The 21370-nt window shown below is 51.2% G+C and carries 16 protein-coding genes and 1 tRNA gene; 5 read left to right on the forward strand and 12 right to left on the reverse strand.

Annotation, left to right across the window (positions count from 1 at the left end):
* Positions 1-237: 237 nt before the first annotated feature.
* The 3 genes from DPQ25_RS03675 to DPQ25_RS15205 all read right to left on the reverse strand — a co-directional run bounded on the left by DPQ25_RS03675 (position 238) and on the right by DPQ25_RS15205 (position 4221).
* Positions 238-1797: a hypothetical protein gene (locus DPQ25_RS03675; protein WP_112331794.1), complete on the reverse strand. Its 1560-nt coding sequence runs from the start codon at positions 1795-1797 to the stop codon at positions 238-240.
* A gap of 238 nt (positions 1798-2035) precedes the next feature.
* Entirely contained in the window at positions 2036-3847 is a 1812-nt protein-coding gene (locus DPQ25_RS15200; protein WP_262510501.1) for a Dam family site-specific DNA-(adenine-N6)-methyltransferase, read from the reverse strand.
* On the reverse strand, positions 3832-4221 hold the full coding sequence (locus tag DPQ25_RS15205; RefSeq protein ID WP_262510502.1) for a helix-turn-helix domain-containing protein: 390 nt from the start codon (positions 4219-4221) through the stop codon (positions 3832-3834). The genes DPQ25_RS15200 and DPQ25_RS15205 overlap by 16 nt, the downstream gene beginning before the upstream one ends.
* 275 nt (positions 4222-4496) lie before the next feature.
* Between DPQ25_RS15205 and DPQ25_RS03685 the strand changes: the two genes are divergently transcribed.
* Positions 4497-4934 carry a hypothetical protein gene (locus DPQ25_RS03685; protein WP_112331795.1) on the forward strand — a complete coding sequence of 146 codons (438 nt, stop codon included), beginning with the start codon at positions 4497-4499 and terminating at the stop codon, positions 4932-4934.
* 25 nt (positions 4935-4959) lie between these two features.
* Here the strand turns inward: DPQ25_RS03685 and DPQ25_RS03690 are convergent, their stop codons facing one another.
* Both DPQ25_RS03690 and DPQ25_RS03695 read right to left on the reverse strand, forming a co-directional pair.
* Positions 4960-5160, reverse strand: a complete 201-nt coding sequence (locus DPQ25_RS03690; RefSeq protein ID WP_112331796.1) for a GNAT family N-acetyltransferase — start codon at positions 5158-5160, stop codon at positions 4960-4962.
* Positions 5103-5432 (reverse strand): GNAT family N-acetyltransferase, encoded by a 330-nt coding sequence (locus DPQ25_RS03695; RefSeq protein ID WP_146740518.1) that lies wholly within the window; start codon positions 5430-5432, stop codon positions 5103-5105. The genes DPQ25_RS03690 and DPQ25_RS03695 overlap by 58 nt, the downstream gene beginning before the upstream one ends.
* Before the next feature lie 167 nt (positions 5433-5599).
* On the opposite strand from DPQ25_RS03695, the gene DPQ25_RS03700 reads away from it, so the two are divergent.
* Positions 5600-6637: a hypothetical protein gene (locus tag DPQ25_RS03700; protein ID WP_112331798.1), complete on the forward strand. Its 1038-nt coding sequence runs from the start codon at positions 5600-5602 to the stop codon at positions 6635-6637.
* Between the two features lie 157 nt (positions 6638-6794).
* Here DPQ25_RS03700 and DPQ25_RS03705 read toward each other — a convergent pair whose 3' ends face one another.
* The gene (locus tag DPQ25_RS03705) at positions 6795-7241 is read right to left on the reverse strand and encodes a zinc ribbon domain-containing protein (protein ID WP_112331799.1); all 447 of its coding nucleotides are present in this window, start codon (positions 7239-7241) and stop codon (positions 6795-6797) included.
* 425 nt (positions 7242-7666) lie between these two features.
* Here DPQ25_RS03705 and DPQ25_RS03710 point away from each other — a divergent pair, with 425 nt between their 5' ends.
* Positions 7667-8551 carry a phosphotransferase gene (locus DPQ25_RS03710; RefSeq protein ID WP_177576820.1) on the forward strand — a complete coding sequence of 295 codons (885 nt, stop codon included), beginning with the start codon at positions 7667-7669 and terminating at the stop codon, positions 8549-8551.
* A 480-nt stretch (positions 8552-9031) separates the two neighbouring features.
* Here DPQ25_RS03710 and DPQ25_RS03715 read toward each other — a convergent pair whose 3' ends face one another.
* From DPQ25_RS03715 to DPQ25_RS03725, 3 genes are all read right to left on the reverse strand, one after another.
* Positions 9032-10831 carry a leucine-rich repeat domain-containing protein gene (locus DPQ25_RS03715; RefSeq protein WP_112331801.1) on the reverse strand — a complete coding sequence of 600 codons (1800 nt, stop codon included), beginning with the start codon at positions 10829-10831 and terminating at the stop codon, positions 9032-9034.
* An 18-nt stretch (positions 10832-10849) separates the two neighbouring features.
* The gene (locus tag DPQ25_RS03720) at positions 10850-11083 is read right to left on the reverse strand and encodes a hypothetical protein (RefSeq protein ID WP_112331802.1); all 234 of its coding nucleotides are present in this window, start codon (positions 11081-11083) and stop codon (positions 10850-10852) included.
* A gap of 732 nt (positions 11084-11815) precedes the next feature.
* Positions 11816-13195 (reverse strand): glycine--tRNA ligase, encoded by a 1380-nt coding sequence (locus DPQ25_RS03725; protein WP_112331803.1) that lies wholly within the window; start codon positions 13193-13195, stop codon positions 11816-11818.
* 234 nt (positions 13196-13429) lie between these two features.
* Here DPQ25_RS03725 and DPQ25_RS03730 point away from each other — a divergent pair.
* Together DPQ25_RS03730 and DPQ25_RS03735 are read left to right on the forward strand one after the other, a co-directional pair.
* Positions 13430-13505, forward strand: a tRNA-Pro gene (locus tag DPQ25_RS03730).
* 1282 nt (positions 13506-14787) lie between these two features.
* Complete coding sequence (locus DPQ25_RS03735; protein WP_112331804.1) at positions 14788-15834, forward strand: alcohol dehydrogenase; 1047 nt, start codon at positions 14788-14790, stop codon at positions 15832-15834.
* 93 nt (positions 15835-15927) lie between these two features.
* Here DPQ25_RS03735 and DPQ25_RS03740 read toward each other — a convergent pair whose 3' ends face one another.
* From DPQ25_RS03740 to secA, 3 genes are all read right to left on the reverse strand, one after another.
* Positions 15928-16551 (reverse strand): DUF47 domain-containing protein, encoded by a 624-nt coding sequence (locus tag DPQ25_RS03740; protein WP_112331805.1) that lies wholly within the window; start codon positions 16549-16551, stop codon positions 15928-15930.
* 56 nt (positions 16552-16607) lie between these two features.
* The gene (locus DPQ25_RS03745) at positions 16608-17660 is read right to left on the reverse strand and encodes an inorganic phosphate transporter (protein WP_112331806.1); all 1053 of its coding nucleotides are present in this window, start codon (positions 17658-17660) and stop codon (positions 16608-16610) included.
* A gap of 609 nt (positions 17661-18269) precedes the next feature.
* The gene (gene secA / locus DPQ25_RS03750) at positions 18270-21023 is read right to left on the reverse strand and encodes a preprotein translocase subunit SecA (RefSeq protein ID WP_112331807.1); all 2754 of its coding nucleotides are present in this window, start codon (positions 21021-21023) and stop codon (positions 18270-18272) included.
* Positions 21024-21370: the final 347 nt, after the last annotated feature.

Here is a 21370-nt window from a genome sequence, read left to right on the forward strand (position 1 = left end):
GTTCACAGCGCCATACAAGCCTACAAAAATACCGCCTGCTCCTGGTTCGTTCTCCAGGCCGAAGCCCCCGATTAAATGGTATGCACCTCCGAAAGCTAGACACTTTGGGAGGTGCATACCAAGCAGTCACAAAATCAGCAGAATTGTAAATCCATCCAGCGTGCAGACGGCTGTAACCGGCGCGGCTGTTTACAGGCTGCGGAACATATGGCACAGCGAGAACATTCCCCGCTCCTGTCACCGGGCCAGCAGGATGATTTCGCCGTCCTCCGGCAAACAGCGCAGGCCCTGTCCGTCCCTGACAAAGCGGCCCTTTTTCAGCCGCAGGCTGTAGGCGTACGGGTTCTCGGTTCCCCCGGCAAAAGACAGGCGCAGCTCCTTGGGCAGAACCTCCCGGTACGGCGTCTGCGCCGTCTCCGCGAACGCAAAGGCCAGGTACCAGTCCTGCTCTGTACAGCGGATGCCGACCTGCCCCGGCTGCGCGCAATAGCACAGCCGCTCTCCCAAGCCCGCGCACACCGTGTCGTTCCCCTCCGCGCGGCTCCAATAGGGCTCCTCCGAGAAGGCCAGCTTTTGCCCGTTCTGGCAGGGGTAGAGGCCGGCCCGAATGGAGCCGAGGCTGAAGCGGAAGCCGTCCATTACCGGCAGATTGTAAAAGGCGCACTGATTCTTCGGCTCACGCTGATCCAAATATTTTTCCGCAAAATGCTCGTCGAACAGGTAGAGATCCCGAACCCAGAGCATGCCATCCTGGTAGAGCAGGTTCAGGCGGTAAAAACGATCATTATACCACACGGTTTTATTGCCCGCCGCCCCGTGGTCCCGGTCGATGCACATTGCGGCGGGCGGCGTCTGGGCATAATGCCCGGAAAACCAGCGTCCGCTCTCCCCGAGCGTCATCAGCTCAATTTTCCCCCCGGCGGCATATTCCTTCAATAACTCATACTGCATGCACAGCCCTTTTTCAATCTCCTGCCAACCGAAGGAATTTTCCTGCCCAACCTGCGTATAAGCCAAGGACAGGCTCTTGCCGTTGAAATTTTCATCCAAATACCACCGCACCCAGTCCTTGCTGCCGCCGGAACCGGCATATACCGGCTCCATCGACGCCACACCCTGGCAATTGCTGGGGTTATAGCCGCCCGGCTCGCCCAGGCCCAGGTCGTACTGATGGATGGGGTCGGCGCCCAGCATGCGAAAAACCGGCACGTCAATCTGGTTTTCCCGCGTCTGCGCGGGACAGAGCATGTTCATCCTCGACGGATAATAGGCGCCGTTGTAGTAGCCGCCCCACATGGTATAGCCGTCGGTGCCGTATTGGTCCTTGCAGTTGCAACTGGCGGCAATACCATACCGTTCCTTCATATAGGCCAGAGAAAGCGCGTCGATGTGCCACGAGCCCGCAACCTGCGGAAAATACCCCAAAATCTCCCGAAAGCGCTGAAAGGCAACGTCAATCAGCCTTTTGCGCTCCTCAGGCAGGTAGCCGACCAGGAACCCGACATCTGTGTGCCAATCCCAGGCCCAGCGGCCCCTCCACGGTATGCCGGCTTCCTCCGCCATGGGCTGGACCACCTCCAGCCACAGGCCGGCCTCTATCTGATCGCGGTACTCCTCCAGCAGCGCGATGTATTCCGGCAGGATCAGGGCATCGTACTGCAGCAAAACCGTCGCCGGGAACCCATATTTCCGGCCTAGCTCCAGCTCTTCCCTTAAGGTGCCGGGCAGGTCGATCTCCCGCCCCTCGCGCGGTTCGACCGCGCGGACAAAATGAATGATGTTGACTATGTTTTTCACAGCAGCTCCCCCTTTAGCCCGGCCCCACTGTCCGGGAAGATTTTATCAAGCCCTTTATACCATAATCCCTGCGCTCCGTCAATCTGAAATAAAGTTCCCACCGCCCTGTAAAACCCACCCGGCAGCACAAAATTAGCGCCAGGCAGGGAGCGGCTTCATTTCCCGCTGCGCCTGCCTTCCGCAGCAGGGGGCGCGGCGCATGGGCGCCGGCGGAGCCCCTTAAGGAAGGGTTTGCCGCTCATGTTCCATCCTCGCTATAATTGACAATGAGGACTTCTTCCGTTTTTTCCGAACGATCCTTGGTGTGGTAATTACAGTTGGCATAGTGGTAATTCAGCCGGATGGCCCGGTATTCCTCCGCGTGCGCCGCCAGCCAGCCCATCAAAATCCGGTTCTCGCGGCCCTTGCTGCGCAAGACATTGGAGAGGGCAAAACGGATGCCCCGCCGGTGCAGGCCGTCTAAAAATGCCAGCAGGTCCCGCTCGCAGTCCTCATTCCAGCCGCCCTGCTCATTGTAGGTGGCGCAGGTGATCAGGTAGGGCGGGTCGCAATACACCAGGCTGTCCCGCCCCAGCGCGGACAGATCCACTTGCCGGAAATCCTTGCAGCTGAGCTCAAAGCGCCCGCTTTGCAGACGCTTGACAAAGGCCTCCAGCTTGGCCCGCATACGGGGATTAAAATCACGTTTGCCCACAGGCAGGTTAAACGCGCCCTCACGGTTAAAGCGAATCTGATTATTAAAGGAGTAGACCACCAGGACATAGAGCAAAAGCGCATAGTCCGCGTGCCGCGGAGGCAGCGCATTGAAATCGCCGCGCAGCTTCAAATAGGGCTCCCGGTTATAGCCTGCCAGCCCTGAGGAGCCGCTGCAGCCGTAATAAGCATAGCCCCGCTCTGCACTTTTAGAGAGCCCATAGCGGCCGATAACCGCGTCTATACGGTGAAGCAGTTCCTCCACCCCGGTGCTGCAAAACAGCTCCAGCAGCTCCAGCAGCGGCTTGCTGCTGTCGTTGAGCACCACCTTCTCCGCGGGAAAATTTACGCCCACATTGCCGCCGCCGCAGAAAAGATCCACCAGCGTGTGTACGTTCTTGGGAAAATACGGCAGCAGCTGCGGCAGCAGCTGGTACTTGCCGCCCGTATAATTCAGCGGCGATTGCAAATATTTTTCTTTTTTTACAGATTTTTTTTTACGGCATGAGCATAAAAACAGTCGTTCCTCGTTGCCGGTAATATTGGATTTCCCTGCGGAAAAGGCCTTATAATCCATGGAATAGACAGAGACCCTTCCCTTTTGCGATAAAATACGGTAGATGTCTTCGTCGCTGATTTTTGCATTGGAGCGCCCATCGCCCTTCTCCGCCATATTGTTGTAGGACAGCAGGATGTACTTTGCATCGATGTGCTGCACCAGGTCCTCAAACGCCTGCGCGGCCTTTTGGGTGCAATAAGCGCTTTTTAGCTCGCCGCGCGGCATCTTGCGCGCCACTCCGCTGACCTCCGGCTGCTCCCAGCGGGCCACATTCTCCAGCAGATGGTAGCTGTCACAGTATTGGCGGGAGTTATACGGCGGGTCAATGTAGACCAGGTCGGCCTGTATTTCGCGCACCAATTCATTGGCATCCCGGTGGCAGCAGCGGTTTGCCGGATGGTTCCCGTTGCTCACATCCGGCACCGCCAGCTCCAGCTCCGCCGTTAAATCTCCATTTTTTCTGTAGGCATCATAATGTCCACAGGTATTTGCAATTTTGTCCATCGCATATAAAAGAGAGGTGAGCAAAACAGCGCGTTCCCGTTCATTGAACAGGCCCTGGGCATAGCTCTGCTCAATATTCTCCCGGATAAAGCCAATTTTCCTGCAAACAGCCCGGCTGAAATAGGCGCCGCCGAAATTCTGCGACATATAATTTTCCTCCGTGGCCTCCAGACGGTTATAGGCCTGCACCTGCTCAATTATTTTGCGCCGGGACACCCTTTGCGTGCCAAACCATGCCAGGTGGCAGACATAATTGCTGTACAGATTGTCATTGACAATCAAATCCTTATCCATAAAGGCCGCGCCACCGCGCCGGTACCCGCGAAAATATCTGCCACGGTACATATGCCCCGGCAGTGCTCCTGAACAATTTTGCGGATAAAGGGGGTCAGCTTATATTTGCTGCCGAGGAAACGCCTATTGTTGATGGAAACCGTCTTGTAGGGCGCTTTTTCGCGCTTTTGTCCGGCCTTTTTTATTTTTTCGGCCTTTTTCAAGGCTTTTTGCCTCAGCAGCTTTTTCAGGTTGGCAACCTCTTCCTCACTCCAGCGGCAGCGGTTGGCGCTTTTTTCCGGGGCCTCAAGCACACCGGAACGCAGCATGTAGTAAAGCGTCGACCGCGGGATACCCAATTTCCGGCAGACCTGAACCGTTGTCAATAAAGCCATCCCCTACACATCCTCAATGCAACAAAATTTTTCATCTTTGTACATTGTACCATGAAGCCGGGGGAATTACAACGAGAATAAAATGGGAAAATTTTCAGCTGAAAGGACGGCTGCACTTCTACGGCGGCAGACAGTAAAAAGCCATGCACGCCCAAAAAAGCGCCGGCATAAAATAACCATTGGGAGCCCGTTCCAGCGTGACTCCAGCGCCTGCGCGCAGGCTTTATTTTTCCGGCCGGCTGTCAGCGCCCGGCCACAGAAGGGGGCAGCACATAATGGAACAGGCCAGCGAGTTTTACATCCATGAGGTTTATTACCCCAGCCCGGCGGAAGAGGAAAGCGCTTCACCGATCGCCCACCTCGTCCAGCAAATTCTTGACGAGGTGGCTCAGCAGGAGCATCTGCAAGATCGCCGGACCATTTATATAATCGACCCCGAGGGCCAAAAAACACTCCGGGCTGCGTGGAAAAGCTTTATATGGCTTGCAAAAATATTCTACGGGCGGGTAACGCTGAAAATCGATGTCAAAAAATTCACCTGTGCCATCTGCTGGCAGAGCGAACGCCTCTCCCTGCGCAGCGACAGTGTAAAGCTGGTGATCATGGATCTGCTCACCTCCTGCGATGCGCTCAGCATAGAACCCGGTGAAGAGGGGCGGATCTGCATCTCTGCCGCGATTCCATTGTTTCTAAGGCTGGGCTCCGAGGATTGATGCCCGCTGCTCCATTCGGCCCATTTTATTGCGCACCGTCCACCCGGCATGCGCCTGGCAGCAGCCTTTTCTCCATACGGATATGCGGAATACCCAGCTCTAAAAATTCTTCTCCTGTACGCCGGTAGCCCAGGCGCAGATAAAACCCCTCCGCCGTACGGCGAGCATTCAGCCAGAGCAGTCGATGGCCGCGCGCTCTGCAAAGCGTCTCGGCAAACCGAAACATCCCTGCGCCGATGCCCGCCCGCGGCAGTCCGCCCGTACGGCGGCCTGCCGCAGCTGCACCCGGCCGTCATGCGGCGCCTTCACCAGCAGCGTCCCCACCAGGGTCCCTGCGCAGAACGCGCCGATGTGCGTGTCCTGTTCCTCGGCCGCCAGGTTCTCCTGGTACAGGTCCAGTCCCAGCGGACGCCGCAGAATATCCTGCCGCAGCTCCAGTTCTGCCTGGTATGCCGCGCTCCGCCAAGGGATTTCACGATAATCAAGCTTTAAATCCATTTTTAAGCGCCATCCTTCATCCGATTTTTCTTTATTATACCAGATGTCAGCCGGCGAAAGAAAGCGCCGGCTAATAGAAATATTTAGCGTGACTGCCGCTTTTACCGGGCATGCGGCATATAAACGCGGCATATAAATAACCGTAAGAGATAGAGCAGGTATTTTTGATGAAGAAAGGTTTGATGGGCATGAACGACCGTATGATCCGCCACTATTTTGTGGATTCCAACAGCTCGCAGGGGTATGCGGACCTCTCTGAAGCCAGCCTTGGCAGCCTGGAGCAATTGATTCGGCTGAACGACTATCCACAGCCGGCTGTCGATGAAATACTTTCCGCTGTTTCCTCCTATGCGCTTGAAAAGGGGCTTGAGGTAGAACACATACATAACTGCCTTTCCAATAAGCTTAAAGGGGTAGTCCTGCCGGAGCTTTCCGCCGGTATCGTGTTTCAGGAGCCCTGGTATCCCGGTACGCTCAGCGTGACGGCAGCACTTGACCACCCTGAACTCAATGCCGTGAAAGAAGCGCTGAGAGCCGCCTGGGAGGGCTTTGAGCGGGCAAAAATCATTCATGACCGCTGGGAGAAAATCTACATCGCCAACCTGGATATCCTGGCAGCCGATGCCCTGACAGACGAGGTCACGGAGCTCTTGTTTCAGGATAAGAAGCTCGATAAGGAGGCCGCCTATGTGGAGCGCTTCTTTGGCGCCGCTACCGTTGACGGCTCTTTTGATTACATCCAAAACCTGACACAAACCCTTTCCAGGCGCTATTTTCTCAAGGGACGTCCGGGTACCGGAAAGTCAACCTTCTTGAAAAAAATTGCCGCGCAGGCCAGAAAACGCGGCTATGACACCGAGGCCTACCGCTGTGCGCTCGACCCCAACAGCTTTGACATGGTGGTGGTACGGGAGCTGGACTTCTGCATCTTTGACAGCACATCTCCCCATGAGTACTTCCCCTCCCGCACGGGCGATGAAATCATCGACATCTACAAGGCCGCTGTTGTCCCCGGTACGGACGAAAAATATGCCGCCCGGCTTACGGATGCCGCCGGTGAGTACAAGGCGGAGGTCCGCGTTGCCACGGAGTTTTTGCGAAAGGCCATCGGCCACATGGACGCATTCCAGCGCACTTACCTGTACCCGCTGGATGAGGACGTAATTGAAGCACAGAAAATCCATCTGCTGCAGGCAATCTTCTAGCTTCTAGGCGAACGCAGGCTCTCGCCTGCCACGTATTGCAGCGCTTATCTTTTGGGTCATATATCGCCCATTGCATTGACGAATTTTCAAAGAACAACAAAGCCCGTCCTGCCGCACAAGCTTGTGCGGCAGGACGGGCTTTGTTCCGGGGCCGGTTCTATATTTTCTGCTTCCAATAATGCAGCTCCGGCAATTGTTTTTCAAAAAAAGCACGCGCCTGTGCCTTGGGCCAGCCTTCATTGGAGAGATGCTCCGCCAGGTAATCGGTCAGCTGCTCCAGGGACTGGTAAACAAACTTTCCATCGGCATAGCACCACTTACAATATTCTTCATTAAAAGAACTATCCGGTTCACGGCTGATGGATTCATCCTCCAGCGGCATGCCGCAGCACTGACAAACCAGCTTTCTCGGTGACCCCAGCAAGGTATTGATCGACACGTCAAAAAGCCTTGAAAGAAGCTTTAATGTCTCTGTGTTGGGGATGGTTTCACCGGTCTCCCAGCGTGAGACCGCCTGCCGCGTTACAAACAGCTTTTCCGCCAGCTCATCCTGTGTCAGGCCGTGGGCATTGCGCAGTAAAACCAAAACCTCTTTTGTTTCCATGATATACCCCTCCTTTTCTTTTATTATACCGTACACGGTCGCGATTACAAGCAACACGCTGTTGCGAAAGCTTCCGCGTCCCGGAGTCATAGCTGCCTTCGTTTGTCCAGCCCTAACTTAAAAACGGCAAGAGCGGAGTGTTTCCGTAGTTGACAAAGAATTTCCTGAGCAGTAAGATGGCAATGTAAAATTACGCATATGATCTTTGATTGATACAAAAATACAGATTTCCGCAAGTGAAACCAAGCAATCCAAATTCCATTACCGTATAAGCATCATCGAGCTATTGAAATAAGGTAAAAGCCGGCAGTCCACTAGAGCCAAAGGAGAAAGTTCTTTGGCTCTACCAATCTATTTCCATTGACATCCATTTCATTCCCTCCTATAATGAAACAAATCTTTGAAGATAGATGGGGGACAATAAATTGATAAATATTGAGGAGATTATTCAGCGGGAAGCCATATTCCAAAATAAGCAGGCGCCATACAAAACGCTTGAAGGCGGCCTGGTCAATCGTTCCTATCGCGTAATGGACACTTCCAAGGACTACTATGTGCGGGTTCACGGCACTCAGGCGGACTATTTGGGGCTGGACCGTTCTCTTGAAGTAGAGGCCTGTAAAAAAGCAGGGCAGCTGGGAATTTCACCGTATGTCTATGAAACCGGCGGGGATTCTGCCGGCTATTTGGTGACGGACTTTTTCGCCGGCAAACCACTGGACGAAAGGAATATTCACGATCCGGATAATCTAAAGAAAGTGGTCGCCATTGTTAAAACCATCCATGAGAAAATGGCGGTTGACCGCAGCTTCAGTGCGTTTGACCTCATTGACGGCTATGTGCGTCAGATCAAGGAATTCAAGGTGCCTGTGCCGGACTCTTACCACCGCATTCTGGATAAGGTGGAAAAAATTCGTTATCAGCGCAGCCGGGACCGGAAATACAGCCACGTTTTCTGCCACAATGATGTCTGGAAAAACAACCTGCTATTAAACGGCGAGCAAATGGTCATCATTGACTGGGAGCTCTGCGGTTACGGCGATGCTTATTTTGACTTAGCCCGAATCCCCTATTTGGAGGTTACCTCTTTTGATGAGGAAAAATTGATGCTGACGGAGTATTTCGGGTTCTTTGAAATGGAAATGTGGAACAGCCTTCAGCAAATGAAATATGTCGGCGTCGTCTCTGAGGCCGTGTGGGCCTTTTTCCACTCTGCCCTACAGGACGGCTGCCACAGCGACTCCTTTAATTACACAGAATTTGCCCATTTTGTTGTCAGCCTTTTAGAAAAAGACCAGAACCACTTCTAACCCCTTCCGCACACAATAAGTCCCCCGGAGCATAAAGTGTGGTATCCTTAAGGGAGATTACCAGAACAACTGAATAGGATACAAACAAACTGTCCTCAACCTTTTGGTTGAGGACAGTTTGTTTGTCGAAATTTTATCTCGACTATTTTCGTTGTAGGTAGCATAAAGATTTCCCTCTCCGAGGGATAAATCAGAGACAATAATATCAAGCAATATAGAAAGTATTGCCAGCTACATTCATACGTTGTGTTACGGACAATACTTCTGGCGCAAGCGGGACAAAATTCTCCGTTGAATCAGTACCGTTTTGCACTTGGCTCGCGCTTGCCGGTTATGAACCTGAACTTATGACTAAAGTGACCGTTGTTCCATTGGTAACTTCTGTACCAGATTTGGGAGACTACCGCATACCGTTCCTTTTGGTGCAGAGCTTTCTTCTTCCGTACATCCACCATAGAAAAGATCGTAACCTATAAGTTTCTATTTTGCGTCTTCAAGCATCATTCCGTTAAGCTCCGGAACTACTCGAATATAATTGCCGATTGAATAATCTGAATTTTGGGAAAGAACTTGCCCGTCAACAGGCTCTTCTCCTTCTCCATGCCCATGTCCAAGCATCCATGCGTTGCATATATCACACCAAGTACAGTCACACGAGTTCCCATAAGTTATTTCCCTGCCGCAACGAGGGCAAGTCGAGTCAGATAAGGGATCGTTTAAATGATTCGGATTTTGAGAAGAGGCTTGTCCACCCGAATTATCAAACGATCTCCCCCTTGTAACTATATCGTAAAATTCATAGCCTGTGTAAATTTTACCTTTATAGGTAATAACGTCTGGCAATCCGTCGCCATAACCCACATCAAAGCTTTCCGCACTATCTGGCAATGCAATGCTTTCCAAACTTGTTTCAGCGAACGCACTAAAATCAATTCTTTTCACTCCATTAGGTATTGTAACACTTGTCAGATTTGTGCAACCAAAAAACACCTTTTGCTCTATTTCAGTCACATTGTTGGGCATTATAACGCTTGTCAAACCTCTACACTCGTAAAATGCGTACTCTTCGATTGTAGTTACGCCGTCGGGCATGGTAATACTTGTCAGACCTGTGCAATTCCTGAACGCTTCATCTTCTATTGCGGTCAAGCTGTATGGTAAGGTAATATTTGTTAGGCTTGTGCAGTCAGAGAATGCACCGCTTCCTATTGTAGTCACACCATTAGGTATTGTGATGTTTGTCAGATTTATGCAACCTTTGAACGTACAAAAGTCAATAATATTATTCATGTTTTCCGGTAGCGTAATACTTGTCAGGTTTTCGCAGTAGGAGAACGCACTGTTTCCTATTTCAGTTACGCTGTCGGGTATTATGATACTTGTTAGACCTGTGCAGCCCATGAACGCCTCGGGTCCTATTTCTGTCACACCGTTAGGTATTGTGATGCTTGTCAGACCGATACAATCTTTAAATGCATAACTTCTTATTTCTTTCAAGCTTTTGGGCATGGTGATTCTTATCAAATTTGTAAATCCTTGGAAGGCTCCGCTGTCTATTATAGTCACACTGTCGGGCAAGGTAATACTTGTCAACCCTGTGCCGTTGAATACATTGCTCCCTATTTGCAATAAGCCGTCGGGTAAGGTTATACTTGTCAGACTTATGCAATCCTTAAATGCGTATTGCCATATTTCGGTCACGCTGTTATCGGACATTGCGATATTCGTCAGCGCAGTGCAGCCCTCGAATGCAAAGGCTCCTATTTCAGTCACGCTGTCGGGTATCGTGAGATTTGTAAGGTCTTTGCAATGGGCGAACGCGCTGCCCCCTATTTTTGTTACGCTGTTTGGAATATAAACTTCCGTAACATCTGTTCCTGAAAATGCACCGTCAATTCCTACAACAGGCCTGCCCTCTATTTTTTTAGGTATCCGTACTTTTGGAGCAATTCTAAGATATTTTGTAATAACAACGCCGCCTAAATCCGCATCATACTCATACTCAAAATCACTTGCTGAAGCTTCGGCCAAACCTATTGGAGGATTGTTATTCTCACCATAGCTATTATTTCCACCATTAACAATGAACACAATGGCAACTATTGCAGCAGTCAAAAATAATATTATAACAGCAATTATAGTTTTGTTTTTTTTAGATCGCTTCTTATCTAAGGCCTCATTATTACCGCTTATATCAATAGCTTTCGTTTGTTTTTTGCCGCACTTTGGGCAAAAAACAGAATTCTCATCTATTTGTGCGTCACATTTTTCACAAAACACGTTCTAACCTCCTCATTTTCAGTCTTTACCAAAACAATGCTTACAGAAGAACTTTGAAGATAATTTACCGGTTTTTTCTTCAACATATTCGCACGCTTTAATAAGTGTTGTAAACGTTTGCCGTTCGCCGGAGTGATTATCTACAGCAGTACCGTTTTTGGTATAATGTCCACAGCCGCCCTTATGTATTTTTACATAATCACTTGACTGGTCAGCATATTGAGCGTTTTTATCATAATATACAGTATACATATCTTATTCCCTTTCAATCCTTTTTTTGCGAGTGCCATATTCAAATTTCTCCCGCCAAATCCATTTAGCAACCATAATCCGCATTATGATATTAGATTTGTAAATCGGCAAAATTTACCCGATTATTCAGATAAATGTTACTACGAAAAAGCTGAATTGTAAAGGAATTCTGCTCCCAAAAACATGAAGATCGTTGAAATTGTTGAAAATCGTATAAAAATAAAGCCCTTTCTGACATTGTAAAATTAGAATGCAGAAAAGGCTTGCTTTTGTGCGCCAAAAATTTGATTACTCAATATAACATAATGCAGAGTATGCTATTGCCGCCGTTTACAGTAGTTTTTTATAGAATCAGCCGCATATTTTCCATACGTCTGTGGTGTTCCAAACCTGTGGAAATGATATAAATACGAGTAGTGTCAATACTGCTGTGACCCAAGATACCGGCAAGCTTGACGATATCCTCTTCGATACCGTAGAACATCCGCGCAAATAAACGGTTCCGGGGGACTTATTGTGTGCGGAGCCAGCTAAACGCTGAAACTGCCGGTTTTACGCTTCGCCAAACGGCACATTTTTATATCCATATTCCACATACAGGATACCGGCAGCTTTTCCTGCGGGCCTTAAGCCTATGCTGAAGGGATCAACCCTTTAAGCATTCCACTGGATCCAACCCCGTAAAACGCCATACCGCCCTGAGGTGGGCCGACAGGAACAGCCGGAAGGGGGTTAGAACTGCACCTTTTCAGTGAGCCAATGGGCAAGGCTCTCGATGGAAACACGCTCCTGCTTCATGGAATCGCGTTCACGAATGGTCACGCATTGATCGTTTTCACTGTCGAAATCATAGGTGATGCAGAACGGTGTGCCGATTTCATCCTGGCGGCGGTAACGCTTGCCGATGGAACCCGCGTCGTCATAGTCCACCATAAAGAATTTAGAAAGCTCCTGAAAAACAGCCTGCGCTTTATCATTCAGCTTTTTAGAAAGCGGCAGAACAGCAGCTTTGAAGGGCGCCAGGTATGGATGAAGGCGCAGGACAACGCGTGTGTCATTCTTTTCAGCATCGATGACCTCCTCGTCATAGGCGTCGCAGAGGAAAGCCAGCGCCACACGGTCGGCGCCCAAAGACGGCTCAATTACATAAGGAATATAGTGCTCGTTGGCCTCCTGGTCAAAATAGGTCAAATCCTTCCCAGAATGGTCAATATGCTGCTTGAGGTCATAGTCCGTCCGGTCGGCAACCCCCCAAAGCTCGCCCCAGCCAAACGGGAAGAGAAATTCAATGTCTGTAGTTGCCTTGGAATAGAAGGCCAGTTCTTCCTTTTCGTGGTCGCGCAGACGCATATTCTCCTCTGTCATGCCGAGGTTCAGCAGCCAGTCGCGGCAGAAGCCTCTCCAGTAATCAAACCACTCCAGGTCTGTCCCCGGCTTACAGAAAAATTCCAGCTCCATCTGTTCAAATTCACGGGTGCGGAAGGTGAAGTTACCGGGGGTAATCTCATTGCGGAAGCTTTTTCCAATCTGCGCCACACCAAAGGGCAGCTTTTTCCGTGTAGAGCGCTGGATATTGGAAAAGTTCACAAAGATCCCCTGCGCGGTTTCAGGGCGAAGAAAAATTTCATTTTTGGTATCCTCCGTCACGCCCTGGAAGGTCTTAAACATTAAGTTAAATTTGCGGATATCCGTAAAATTCGCAGATCCGCAGGCCGGGCATTTGACGTTATGCTCTTTGATGTAAGCGTTCATCTGCTCAAAGGTCATGCCATTGGCATCCGCGCCGTCATCCTCAATCAGCTTATCCGCACGGTGGCGCGTTTTACAGTCCTTACAATCCATCAGCGGGTCGGAAAAACCACCCACATGGCCGGACGCTACCCACACCTGGGGGTTCATCAGGATTGCAGCATCAAGGCCGACGTTCCAGGGGCTTTCCTGAACAAACTTTTTATGCCAAGCCCGTTTGACATTATTCTTAAATTCAACGCCCAGAGGGCCATAATCCCATGTGTTAGACAGTCCGCCGTAAATCTCGGATCCCGAGTACACAAACCCGCGGTTTTTACAGAGTGCGACGATCTTTTCCATCGTTTTTTCAGTTGCTTTCATAGCTAGTTCCTCCGTCAATCATTCATTTATATCCATGGATTGGGACAACACAATGACTGCCTGCCCTTGGGGCGGCAGATACCTGGTAAAAAGCTGTTTTACTCCCTCAACCCCAGCCAGACATCTTTTAGATAAGTTTACCATCATCTAACATTCCTTGCAAGATTAATTTAAAAAAACTTGACTTCATGCCGCTTTTTCCTTATAATAAAAAAGATCTTATATAAATTATATCGAGGTGTAGCGCAGTTGGTAGCGCGCCTGCTTTGGGAGCAGGATGTCGCAGGTTCGAGTCCTGTCACCTCGACCACGTCGGAGCAAGCTGTATATCGCTTGCTCTGACTTTTTTCAAAAGTCAGAGCATACTCATTCCGCTGCTCCTCCTTTTCCGCAAAAGGTCGCGTTCGCGTCGCCTGTTCGCTTGTAAACGCGCTCACGACGGCTTTGGCTCACTACCAACCTTTTGCGGGGACGCAGGGCAGTGCATCTTTTTCGTAGTACCCTTCCAGTCCGAGTGTCTATATGGACACTCGGATTTTTATTTCTCCAGTTTCGTTATGAACATCGGTACCAATAACGGAACCCGCATAAGTGCTGATTTATTCAGTAACCATGCGGGTTTTTTGATACCTTGAGCAGGAAAATGATATGGTAAAAATCTATCAAAATAGGGTAAAAATGCAACACATTACCAGTTCCCCTGCTCGCTTATAAACGCCCGCACAACGGTTACCGACCTGATAGGAGAAAACCGAGGCAAGGTGCGCTTTCTTGATGAGGTCTGCGGCTTTTTACGGCAGCACACCCCTATATTCCCTGTTCCAGGGGAATCCGTTCTAATTGCCCATAAATTTTGTCGTGTGATACCGTTACCCAAAGCGCTGTAGCAAATACGATCTTCACTAGGATAAAATAAAAAACCTTACGGCTAATAAAACCGTAAAGGCCTAAATAGAATATTGACAAGTGTGTGGAAAGCGGCTATACTTAAAATACAGGAAGGGTACTGTCAGCCGACGGTTAGCCCAGAAGAGTGATTAAAGAATAACCGCTGCATTTGGACGATGGGGCGGTTATTTCTTTTTGCTCAGAAAAAGAGCAATAATACTGATGATTACCATGCAGAAGGCAAAAAGACCCTCATATGTAACCATAAGCACCACCCCCTTTCAATAGGGGAGTGGCTAACCGCCTGCCGTTCGTGACAGTACCCACGGCTAATATATCATATCCAATCCATAAAATCAATAAGGAGGTGGAGCTATGGCGAAGAGAAACGCCCAGGGGTCCGGCTCTATCCGCGAGCGCAAGCCCGGACTATGGGAGGCTAGGTATACGCTAGGCCAAGCCTTCGTGCAATGGCAGCATAAGCTTATTCTGGTCGTGGGGCAGCAGCATTTCATCTGCCCTTTTGTTTTCCTTTAATGTTTCGTAGGGCATGTCGTTCAGCATAAAAATCCCGTCCCTCCTTTATGTGCAAACCTTTTTTATAACGCCTTTCAAGCGTTTAAATACCAATAAATAAATTTTAGAAATAACGCGTTTTTAGATAAAAATTTTTAGATAAAAATCTGTAAAGGAGCTGACCAGCTTTGAAAAAGAACATGATGAGCGTCGTCTATCACGGCGCCGGCGATATCCGTCTGGAGCCGCGCCCGGTTCCGGTGCTGCGCGATCCCTTGGATGCCATCGTCCAGGTTACCAGGTCCACCATCTGCACCAGCGACCTGCACATCCTCAACGGCGCCGTTCCCCGTGCGCGGCCCGGGGTGGTGCTCGGCCATGAATTTGTTGGGGAGGTCGTCTCCGTAGGATCCGGAATTACACAACTCCAGCCCGGTGACCGCGTAGCCGCCAACTGCGAGACCTTCTGCGGGGAATGCTGGTACTGCCGGCATGGCTATGTTAATAATTGTGAACGGGGCGGCTGGGAGCTCGGCTGCCGCATCGACGGCTGCCAGGCTGAATATGTGCGCGTGCCTTTCGCGCACACCGGCTTGGTCAAACTGCCGGACAGCGTCAGCGACGAGGCCGCGCTCTTTACCGGCGATATTCTTTCCAGCGCCTATTGGGGCGCTCAGCTTGCGGAAATTCACACCGGCGATACCGTCGCCGTTCTGGGCGCAGGCCCCGTCGGCCTTTGTTCCATGGCGTGCGCCCGCCTGCTTGGCGCGGGAACGGTTATTTGCATAGAGCCGGACCCCTTCCGGCGCACGGTAGCCCTGACAAACAGGCTTGCCGGCCTTGCGCTGGACCCTGCCGACCCGGAGCTTTCAGAAAAAATCCGTGCCCAAAGCCATGGACGCGGCGCGGATTCCGTGATAGAGGCCGCCGGTTCTGCCTCCAGCTTTGAAACCGCCTGGAGGATTGCCCGCCCCAACGCCGTCGTCGTACTGGTTGCCATGTATGAGGCCCCACAGACGCTGCCCCTGCCGGAGATGTATGGAAAAAACCTCATCTTCAAGACCGGAGGGGTCGATGCCTGCCGCTGCGGCGAGCTGCTGCACCTCATTGAGCAGGGGAAGCTGGACACCTCGTTCCTCATTACTCACCGCGCCCCTCTTCGGGATATTCTGGAGGGCTACCGTGTTTTTGAGAAGCGCCTGGAGCACTGTATAAAATGGGTCGTTACCCCATAAGCTCGGGAAAGGCCCCACCACGCAAAAATAAGCCGCCGGAGGACGCCCTGTAAGGGGATACTCCGGCGGCTTATTAGCTGGCGCGCCAAGCGCTCAGGAATTTTTCATCACGATGCTTTCCACCACGTTCGCTACATGCTCACAGGCATCCGCGCATTTCTCCAGGTAGCTGTAAATCTCCCGCCAGGCAATGACAGTGAGGGGGTCCTTGCAGGAGGTGTGAAGATGGTACATGCTGTCAATAAACAGCCGGTCGGCCTCCTCCTCCATTGTATTGATTCGTACAATATGCTCGTGCAGGCTTTTCGAATGCTTAAAATCGGAGAACTCCGCCATCATGGTCTTCACGGCCTCACAGCAGCGGATAACCACCTGCGCCAGAGCCAGGGAATCCGGCTGAATGGACTTGATATCATTATAGTATATCCGTAGCAGCACATCCTCGATTTTATCCGTGACCTCGTCAATATTCTGGCTGAGCTGTAGGATATCCTCCCGTTCTATGGGCGTCATGAAAGCCTTTGCCAGCACGTTCAGCAGGTCATGCTTTTTTTCATCGGCGGCATGCTCCACGGCATGGATTTCGTCTAAGCTGCGGCGCAGGTTGTTGGGGTCAAAATTTTCCATTTCAGCCGCCAGCAGGTGGGCGGCCTGGCAGGCATAATCCGTACAGGAAATAAAATTTTCAAAATAAAATGAGTCCTGTTTTTTTGACATGTTTATAAGCTCCTTTTCATCTGTTTTCAGTTGCAGAGGACAGACACCGGGTATTTTTAAAAAATGGCCATAAAGAGTTTTGCCATGATAAAGCTGATCAGGCCGCAGCCCGGGAAAGTGAAAATCCAGGTCAATACCATGTCTTTAACCACGCCAAAGTTAATGGCGGACAAGCGCTTGACAGCGCCGACACCCATAATAGCAGTCGTCTTAGTGTGGGTTGTGGACACAGGAATGCCAAACAGGCTCGAATATAAAAGGCAGAAGGAGGCGGCGAGGTCGGCGGAAAAACCCTGGTATTTTTCCAGCTTGACCATATCCATGCCAACTGATTTAATAATTTTCTCTCCGCCGACGCTTGTTCCCAGCGCCATGACAATGCTGCACAGCAGCATTAGCCACACGGGAATAGCCACCCCGCCGGCGCCGTCCTGACCGGTGGCAAAGGCCAGCCCCAAAAATAAAACGCCGATAAACTTCTGGCCGTCCTGCGCCCCATGCATAAAGCTCATCGCGGCAGCGCCGAAAATCTGAGCAGCTTTGAAAAACGGATTTGTTTTCCGGCGGTCCATGCGGCGGCAAACAATGGTCACCAGCTTGCAAACCACCCAACCGGTGACAAAGCCCAGCACCAGGCTCAGCACCAAGCCATAGAGCACCTTTACCCACTCGCCCAGGTTGATGCCGCCGATTCCGTCCTGTATGGCAATTGCAGCGCCGGAAAGGCCGGCAATCAGGCTGTGGCTTTCACTGGTGGGAATACCCAGAAAAGAAGCCCCTGTGCTGTAAACGACAATGGAAAACAGCGCCGCGCAAAGCGCAATCAGCGCCTGGTGGGTATTTCCGCCGAAATCCACCATATTGCTGATGGTTGTAGCCACCGAGCTGTTGATCTGCGTCATGATAAACACGCCTAAAAAGTTAAAGGCCGCGCTCATGAGAATTGCCGAACGCACCCCCATGCAGCGTGTTGTCACACAGGTTGCAATGGCGTTGGGCGCATCCGTCCAACCGTTGACGAAAATGACGCCCAGCGTAAGCACCACCGTGATGAGGAGAATCGGATTGCCCGCCATCTCCTGAAGAAAGTGATTAAATGATACATCCATAAATTTTACACTCCTGCTCTTTATTACGGAAACAGCCCGGCAGTCCAAAAAGGCAGAACCTCTCAAAGAAGAAGTCCTGCCTCCACGGTGCTAAAGAATATCCGGCTGGGTCAACCCGGCATACCAATAACTGTGAATAAATAAAGCCGCTCGCGCGCTCTATGACAGACTCCACCACTTATTCCAGCTTTTACATGCATTTAACACATAGATATAAAATAACACCAAATTCGCATTCCGTCAATGCTATTATGTGATTCGCTTCTATTTTTTGCAGCAAAAATTTTTGTAAAATAAATATTTTATTTATAGTAAACAATAAAAATGTAGTTTATATTGTTTTACAATTAAAAAGCAATATCCTACAAGCAGCGTGTTCTATGCGGCACGGTTTGACTGTAAGCCACCTCCGCGCTTTTAAGGCAAACGGCCGTGCTTTCTCTCCGCATAAAACCCATATTTCTGCCCCCTTAGGCACTGAATCTTCGCCAACCGCTTTTCCTTTTCTCCGGCCTGATGGGGTATTTCCCACGCCCGCGCCGCTGGAGCCTTTGCCAAATAATAAGGGCCTGCGCCGCCCATGGCACAGGCCTTCATTTATTGATGGGTTTAATTATTGGGGTGATATTCCGCACAGGTACACTTTTTAAACTTTTTACCGCTGCCGCACGGGCATGGGTCGTTGGGACCTATTTTCTTGCCCTTGCGCATCGGGCGCTTTTCATCTGTCTGGTCGGCGCTTGTCGCTGTGGGCTTTGCCACCTGCTCGCGCTGGGGCTCCTCCTTGGTGCGGATCTGAACGGTCAGCATCATCCGGGCCGTGTTCTCTCGAATCGTGGCAATCATCTGGTCAAACATGTCGAAGCCCTCAACCCGGTATTCCACCACCGGGTCATGCTGGCCATAGGCGCGCAGCCGGATTCCCTTTTTCAGCTCCTCCATTGCATCGATGTGGTCCATCCACTCTGTATCGACGTTTTTGAGCAGAACCACCCGCTCAAGCTCCCGCATCAGCGGTTCGCCAAAAGCCTCCTCACGCTTTTCATAAATCATCTTGGCACGCTTTGTCAGCTCCTCAACAAGGAACTCCGGCTCCAGGCGTTCCAGCTCATCGGGCGTATAAACTAAGTCCTGCGGCGTCAGCATCCAGCCCATATAGTGGTCCCGCAGGCCCTCAATATTCCAGTCGTCCTTGAGCGTACTCTTCGGGATATATTGCGCAACCTGGTTCTCAATGGCCTGCTCGATCATCTTCATGACCTGGTCATGGATATTTTCACCGTTGAGCACCTGGTCGCGCTGCGTGTAGATAATTTCACGCTGGCGGTTCATGACATCGTCATATTGAAGCACGTTTTTACGAATGCCAAAGTTCCGGCCCTCTATCTTCCGCTGGGCGCCCTCAATGGTATTGCTGAGCATCTTCGTCTCAATCGGCGTATCCTCATCCACATTCAGGCGGTCCATCAGCATGGTGATGCGCTCGCCGCCGAACAGGCGCATGAGGTCATCCTCCAGCGAAATATAGAACCGGCTCATGCCGGGGTCGCCCTGACGGCCGGAGCGGCCGCGCAGCTGGTTGTCAATCCGGCGGGATTCATGGCGCTCCGTGCCGATGATATACAGGCCGCCCGCCTCGCGGACCCGGTCCTTCTCCCGCTCTATCTCATGCTCGTATTTCTCGTTCAGCTCCCGGAAGGTCTTCCGCGCGTTTAAAATTTCCTCATCGTCCGTCTCCGAATAAGCGGTGGCCTCGCCAATCAGCTCCTCTGAAAACTGCATGCGGCGCATCTCAGCCTTGGCCATAAATTCGGCGTTGCCGCCCAGCTTAATGTCGGTACCACGCCCGGCCATATTGGTAGCTATGGTTACGGCGCCGAGCTTACCGGCCTGCGCGACAATCTCCGCTTCCTTATCATGGTATTTTGCGTTCAGCACCTCATGCTTAATGCCGCGCTTACGCAGCAATGCCGACAGCTGTTCCGACTTTTCAATGGAAATGGTGCCGACCAAAATAGGCTGGCCCTTTTGGTGGTGGGCGGCAATGTCTTCAATGACCGCGTTAAACTTGCCCTTCTCCGTCTTATAGACGACATCCGGCATGTCCTTCCGTACCATGGGGCGGTTGGTGGGAATCTCTATGACATCCAACTTATAAATCTCACGGAATTCGGCCTCCTCCGTCATTGCCGTACCGGTCATACCGGACAGCTTGTTATATAAACGGAAGAAATTCTGGAAGGTAATTGTCGCCAGGGTCTTGCTCTCGCGGGCAACCTTGACCCCCTCCTTGGCCTCAATGGCCTGGTGCAGGCCCTCGTTATAGCGGCGGCCGTACATCAGGCGCCCGGTAAATTCATCGACAATAATGACCTCGCCGTCCTTAACGACGTAATCAATATCCTTCTGCATAACGCCGCGCGCTTTAATCGCCTGGTTAATATGGTGCTGAAGCGTAATATTGGCGGCGTCGGTCAGGTTCTCCAGGCCGAAATACGCCTCTGCCTTTTTCACGCCGGATGGGGTCAGCGTCGCCGTCTTGGCCTTCTCGTCCACAATATAATCGGCATCCTTGTAAAGCTCGTCATTATCTTCCTTGTCATTGAGCTCCGCCACCTTTACCAAACGCAAGGTTTTGGCAAAATGGTCGGCCTTGTTGTACAGGTCTGTCGATTTGTCGCCCTGGCCGGATATAATCAGCGGGGTCCGTGCCTCGTCGATGAGGATTGAGTCGACCTCGTCCACGACGGCGAAGTTATGCCCGCGCTGCACCTTGTTTTCCTTGTAAATCACCATGTTGTCGCGCAGATAGTCGAACCCGAACTCATTGTTGGTGCCGTAGGTAATATCGGCGGCATAGGCGGCCTTGCGCCCGGCATTGTCCATATCATGCACAATCAGGCCGACCGTGAGGCCCAGGAAGCGGTAAACCTTGCCCATCCACTCTGAGTCGCGGCGGGCCAGGTAATCGTTAACAGTAACAATGTGGACGCCCTTCCCGGAAAGCGCGTTTAAATACGCCGCCAGCACAGCCGTCTGCGTTTTTCCCTCGCCGGTTTTCATCTCCGCAATCCGTCCCTGGTGGAGCACGATGCCGCCGATAATCTGGACCGGGTAATGGCGGGTTCCCAATACACGGTCTGAAACCTCGCGGCAGACAGCAAAGGCATCCGGCAGGATATCGTCCAAGGTTTCGCCGTTTTCAAGACGTTTTTTCAGCGCCGGGGTCTGAGCCTTGAGCTCACCCTCCGTCATCGCCTTATACTTATCCTCCAGCGCCAGCACCTTATTACAAACCGGCTGGATGCGCTTCAGCTCGCGCTTACTGTAATTGCCGAAAAACGCGGTTAAAATATTCGCCATGTGTCACTTACCATACCTTTCCTCATTCCGCCGGGCCTTGCCGTCAGGCAGCGGCAACCGAGGCCGGCGGCTAATTTTCCCATAAAGCTTTGAGATTTAAGAAAATTGTACCGCTGACTATTAAAAAGCCGCAAAGCCGGCTTTTCATGAAATGCGGCCTGTCGCCCGCAAAAACCGCCGGGCTCCGCCGCTGATGCTAATAACCCCAAATTTTTATAAAGAGGGCTTCCGGTTAAAACGCAAGCATGCGCCCGCAATAATAAACGGCCACATGATTTTGTAGTCATTATATCACATCATCTCTGAAAAAGAAAGCACTTTTCCCCGAACCCCGGCCCGCACAGCCG

Source organism: Hydrogeniiclostridium mannosilyticum, from assembly GCF_003268275.1.
Lineage (GTDB): Bacteria > Bacillota > Clostridia > Oscillospirales > Acutalibacteraceae > Hydrogeniiclostridium > Hydrogeniiclostridium mannosilyticum.

What these genes read in the sequence shown, in the direction of transcription:
- DPQ25_RS03690 (WP_112331796.1), bottom strand. Translation starts at nt 5,160, where the DNA reads ATGTTTCGGTTTGCCGAGACGCTTTGCAGAGCGCGCGGCCATCGACTG.
- DPQ25_RS03705 (WP_112331799.1), bottom strand. Translation starts at nt 7,241, where the DNA reads ATGGAAACAAAAGAGGTTTTGGTTTTACTGCGCAATGCCCACGGCCTG.
- DPQ25_RS03720 (WP_112331802.1), bottom strand. Translation starts at nt 11,083, where the DNA reads ATGTATACTGTATATTATGATAAAAACGCTCAATATGCTGACCAGTCA.
- DPQ25_RS03685 (WP_112331795.1), top strand. Translation starts at nt 4,497, where the DNA reads ATGGAACAGGCCAGCGAGTTTTACATCCATGAGGTTTATTACCCCAGC.
- DPQ25_RS03695 (WP_146740518.1), bottom strand. Translation starts at nt 5,432, where the DNA reads ATGGATTTAAAGCTTGATTATCGTGAAATCCCTTGGCGGAGCGCGGCA.
- DPQ25_RS03740 (WP_112331805.1), bottom strand. Translation starts at nt 16,551, where the DNA reads ATGTCAAAAAAACAGGACTCATTTTATTTTGAAAATTTTATTTCCTGT.
- DPQ25_RS15205 (WP_262510502.1), bottom strand. Translation starts at nt 4,221, where the DNA reads ATGGCTTTATTGACAACGGTTCAGGTCTGCCGGAAATTGGGTATCCCG.
- DPQ25_RS15200 (WP_262510501.1), bottom strand. Translation starts at nt 3,847, where the DNA reads ATGGATAAGGATTTGATTGTCAATGACAATCTGTACAGCAATTATGTC.
- DPQ25_RS03700 (WP_112331798.1), top strand. Translation starts at nt 5,600, where the DNA reads ATGAAGAAAGGTTTGATGGGCATGAACGACCGTATGATCCGCCACTAT.
- DPQ25_RS03745 (WP_112331806.1), bottom strand. Translation starts at nt 17,660, where the DNA reads ATGGATGTATCATTTAATCACTTTCTTCAGGAGATGGCGGGCAATCCG.
- secA (WP_112331807.1), bottom strand. Translation starts at nt 21,023, where the DNA reads ATGGCGAATATTTTAACCGCGTTTTTCGGCAATTACAGTAAGCGCGAG.
- DPQ25_RS03725 (WP_112331803.1), bottom strand. Translation starts at nt 13,195, where the DNA reads ATGAAAGCAACTGAAAAAACGATGGAAAAGATCGTCGCACTCTGTAAA.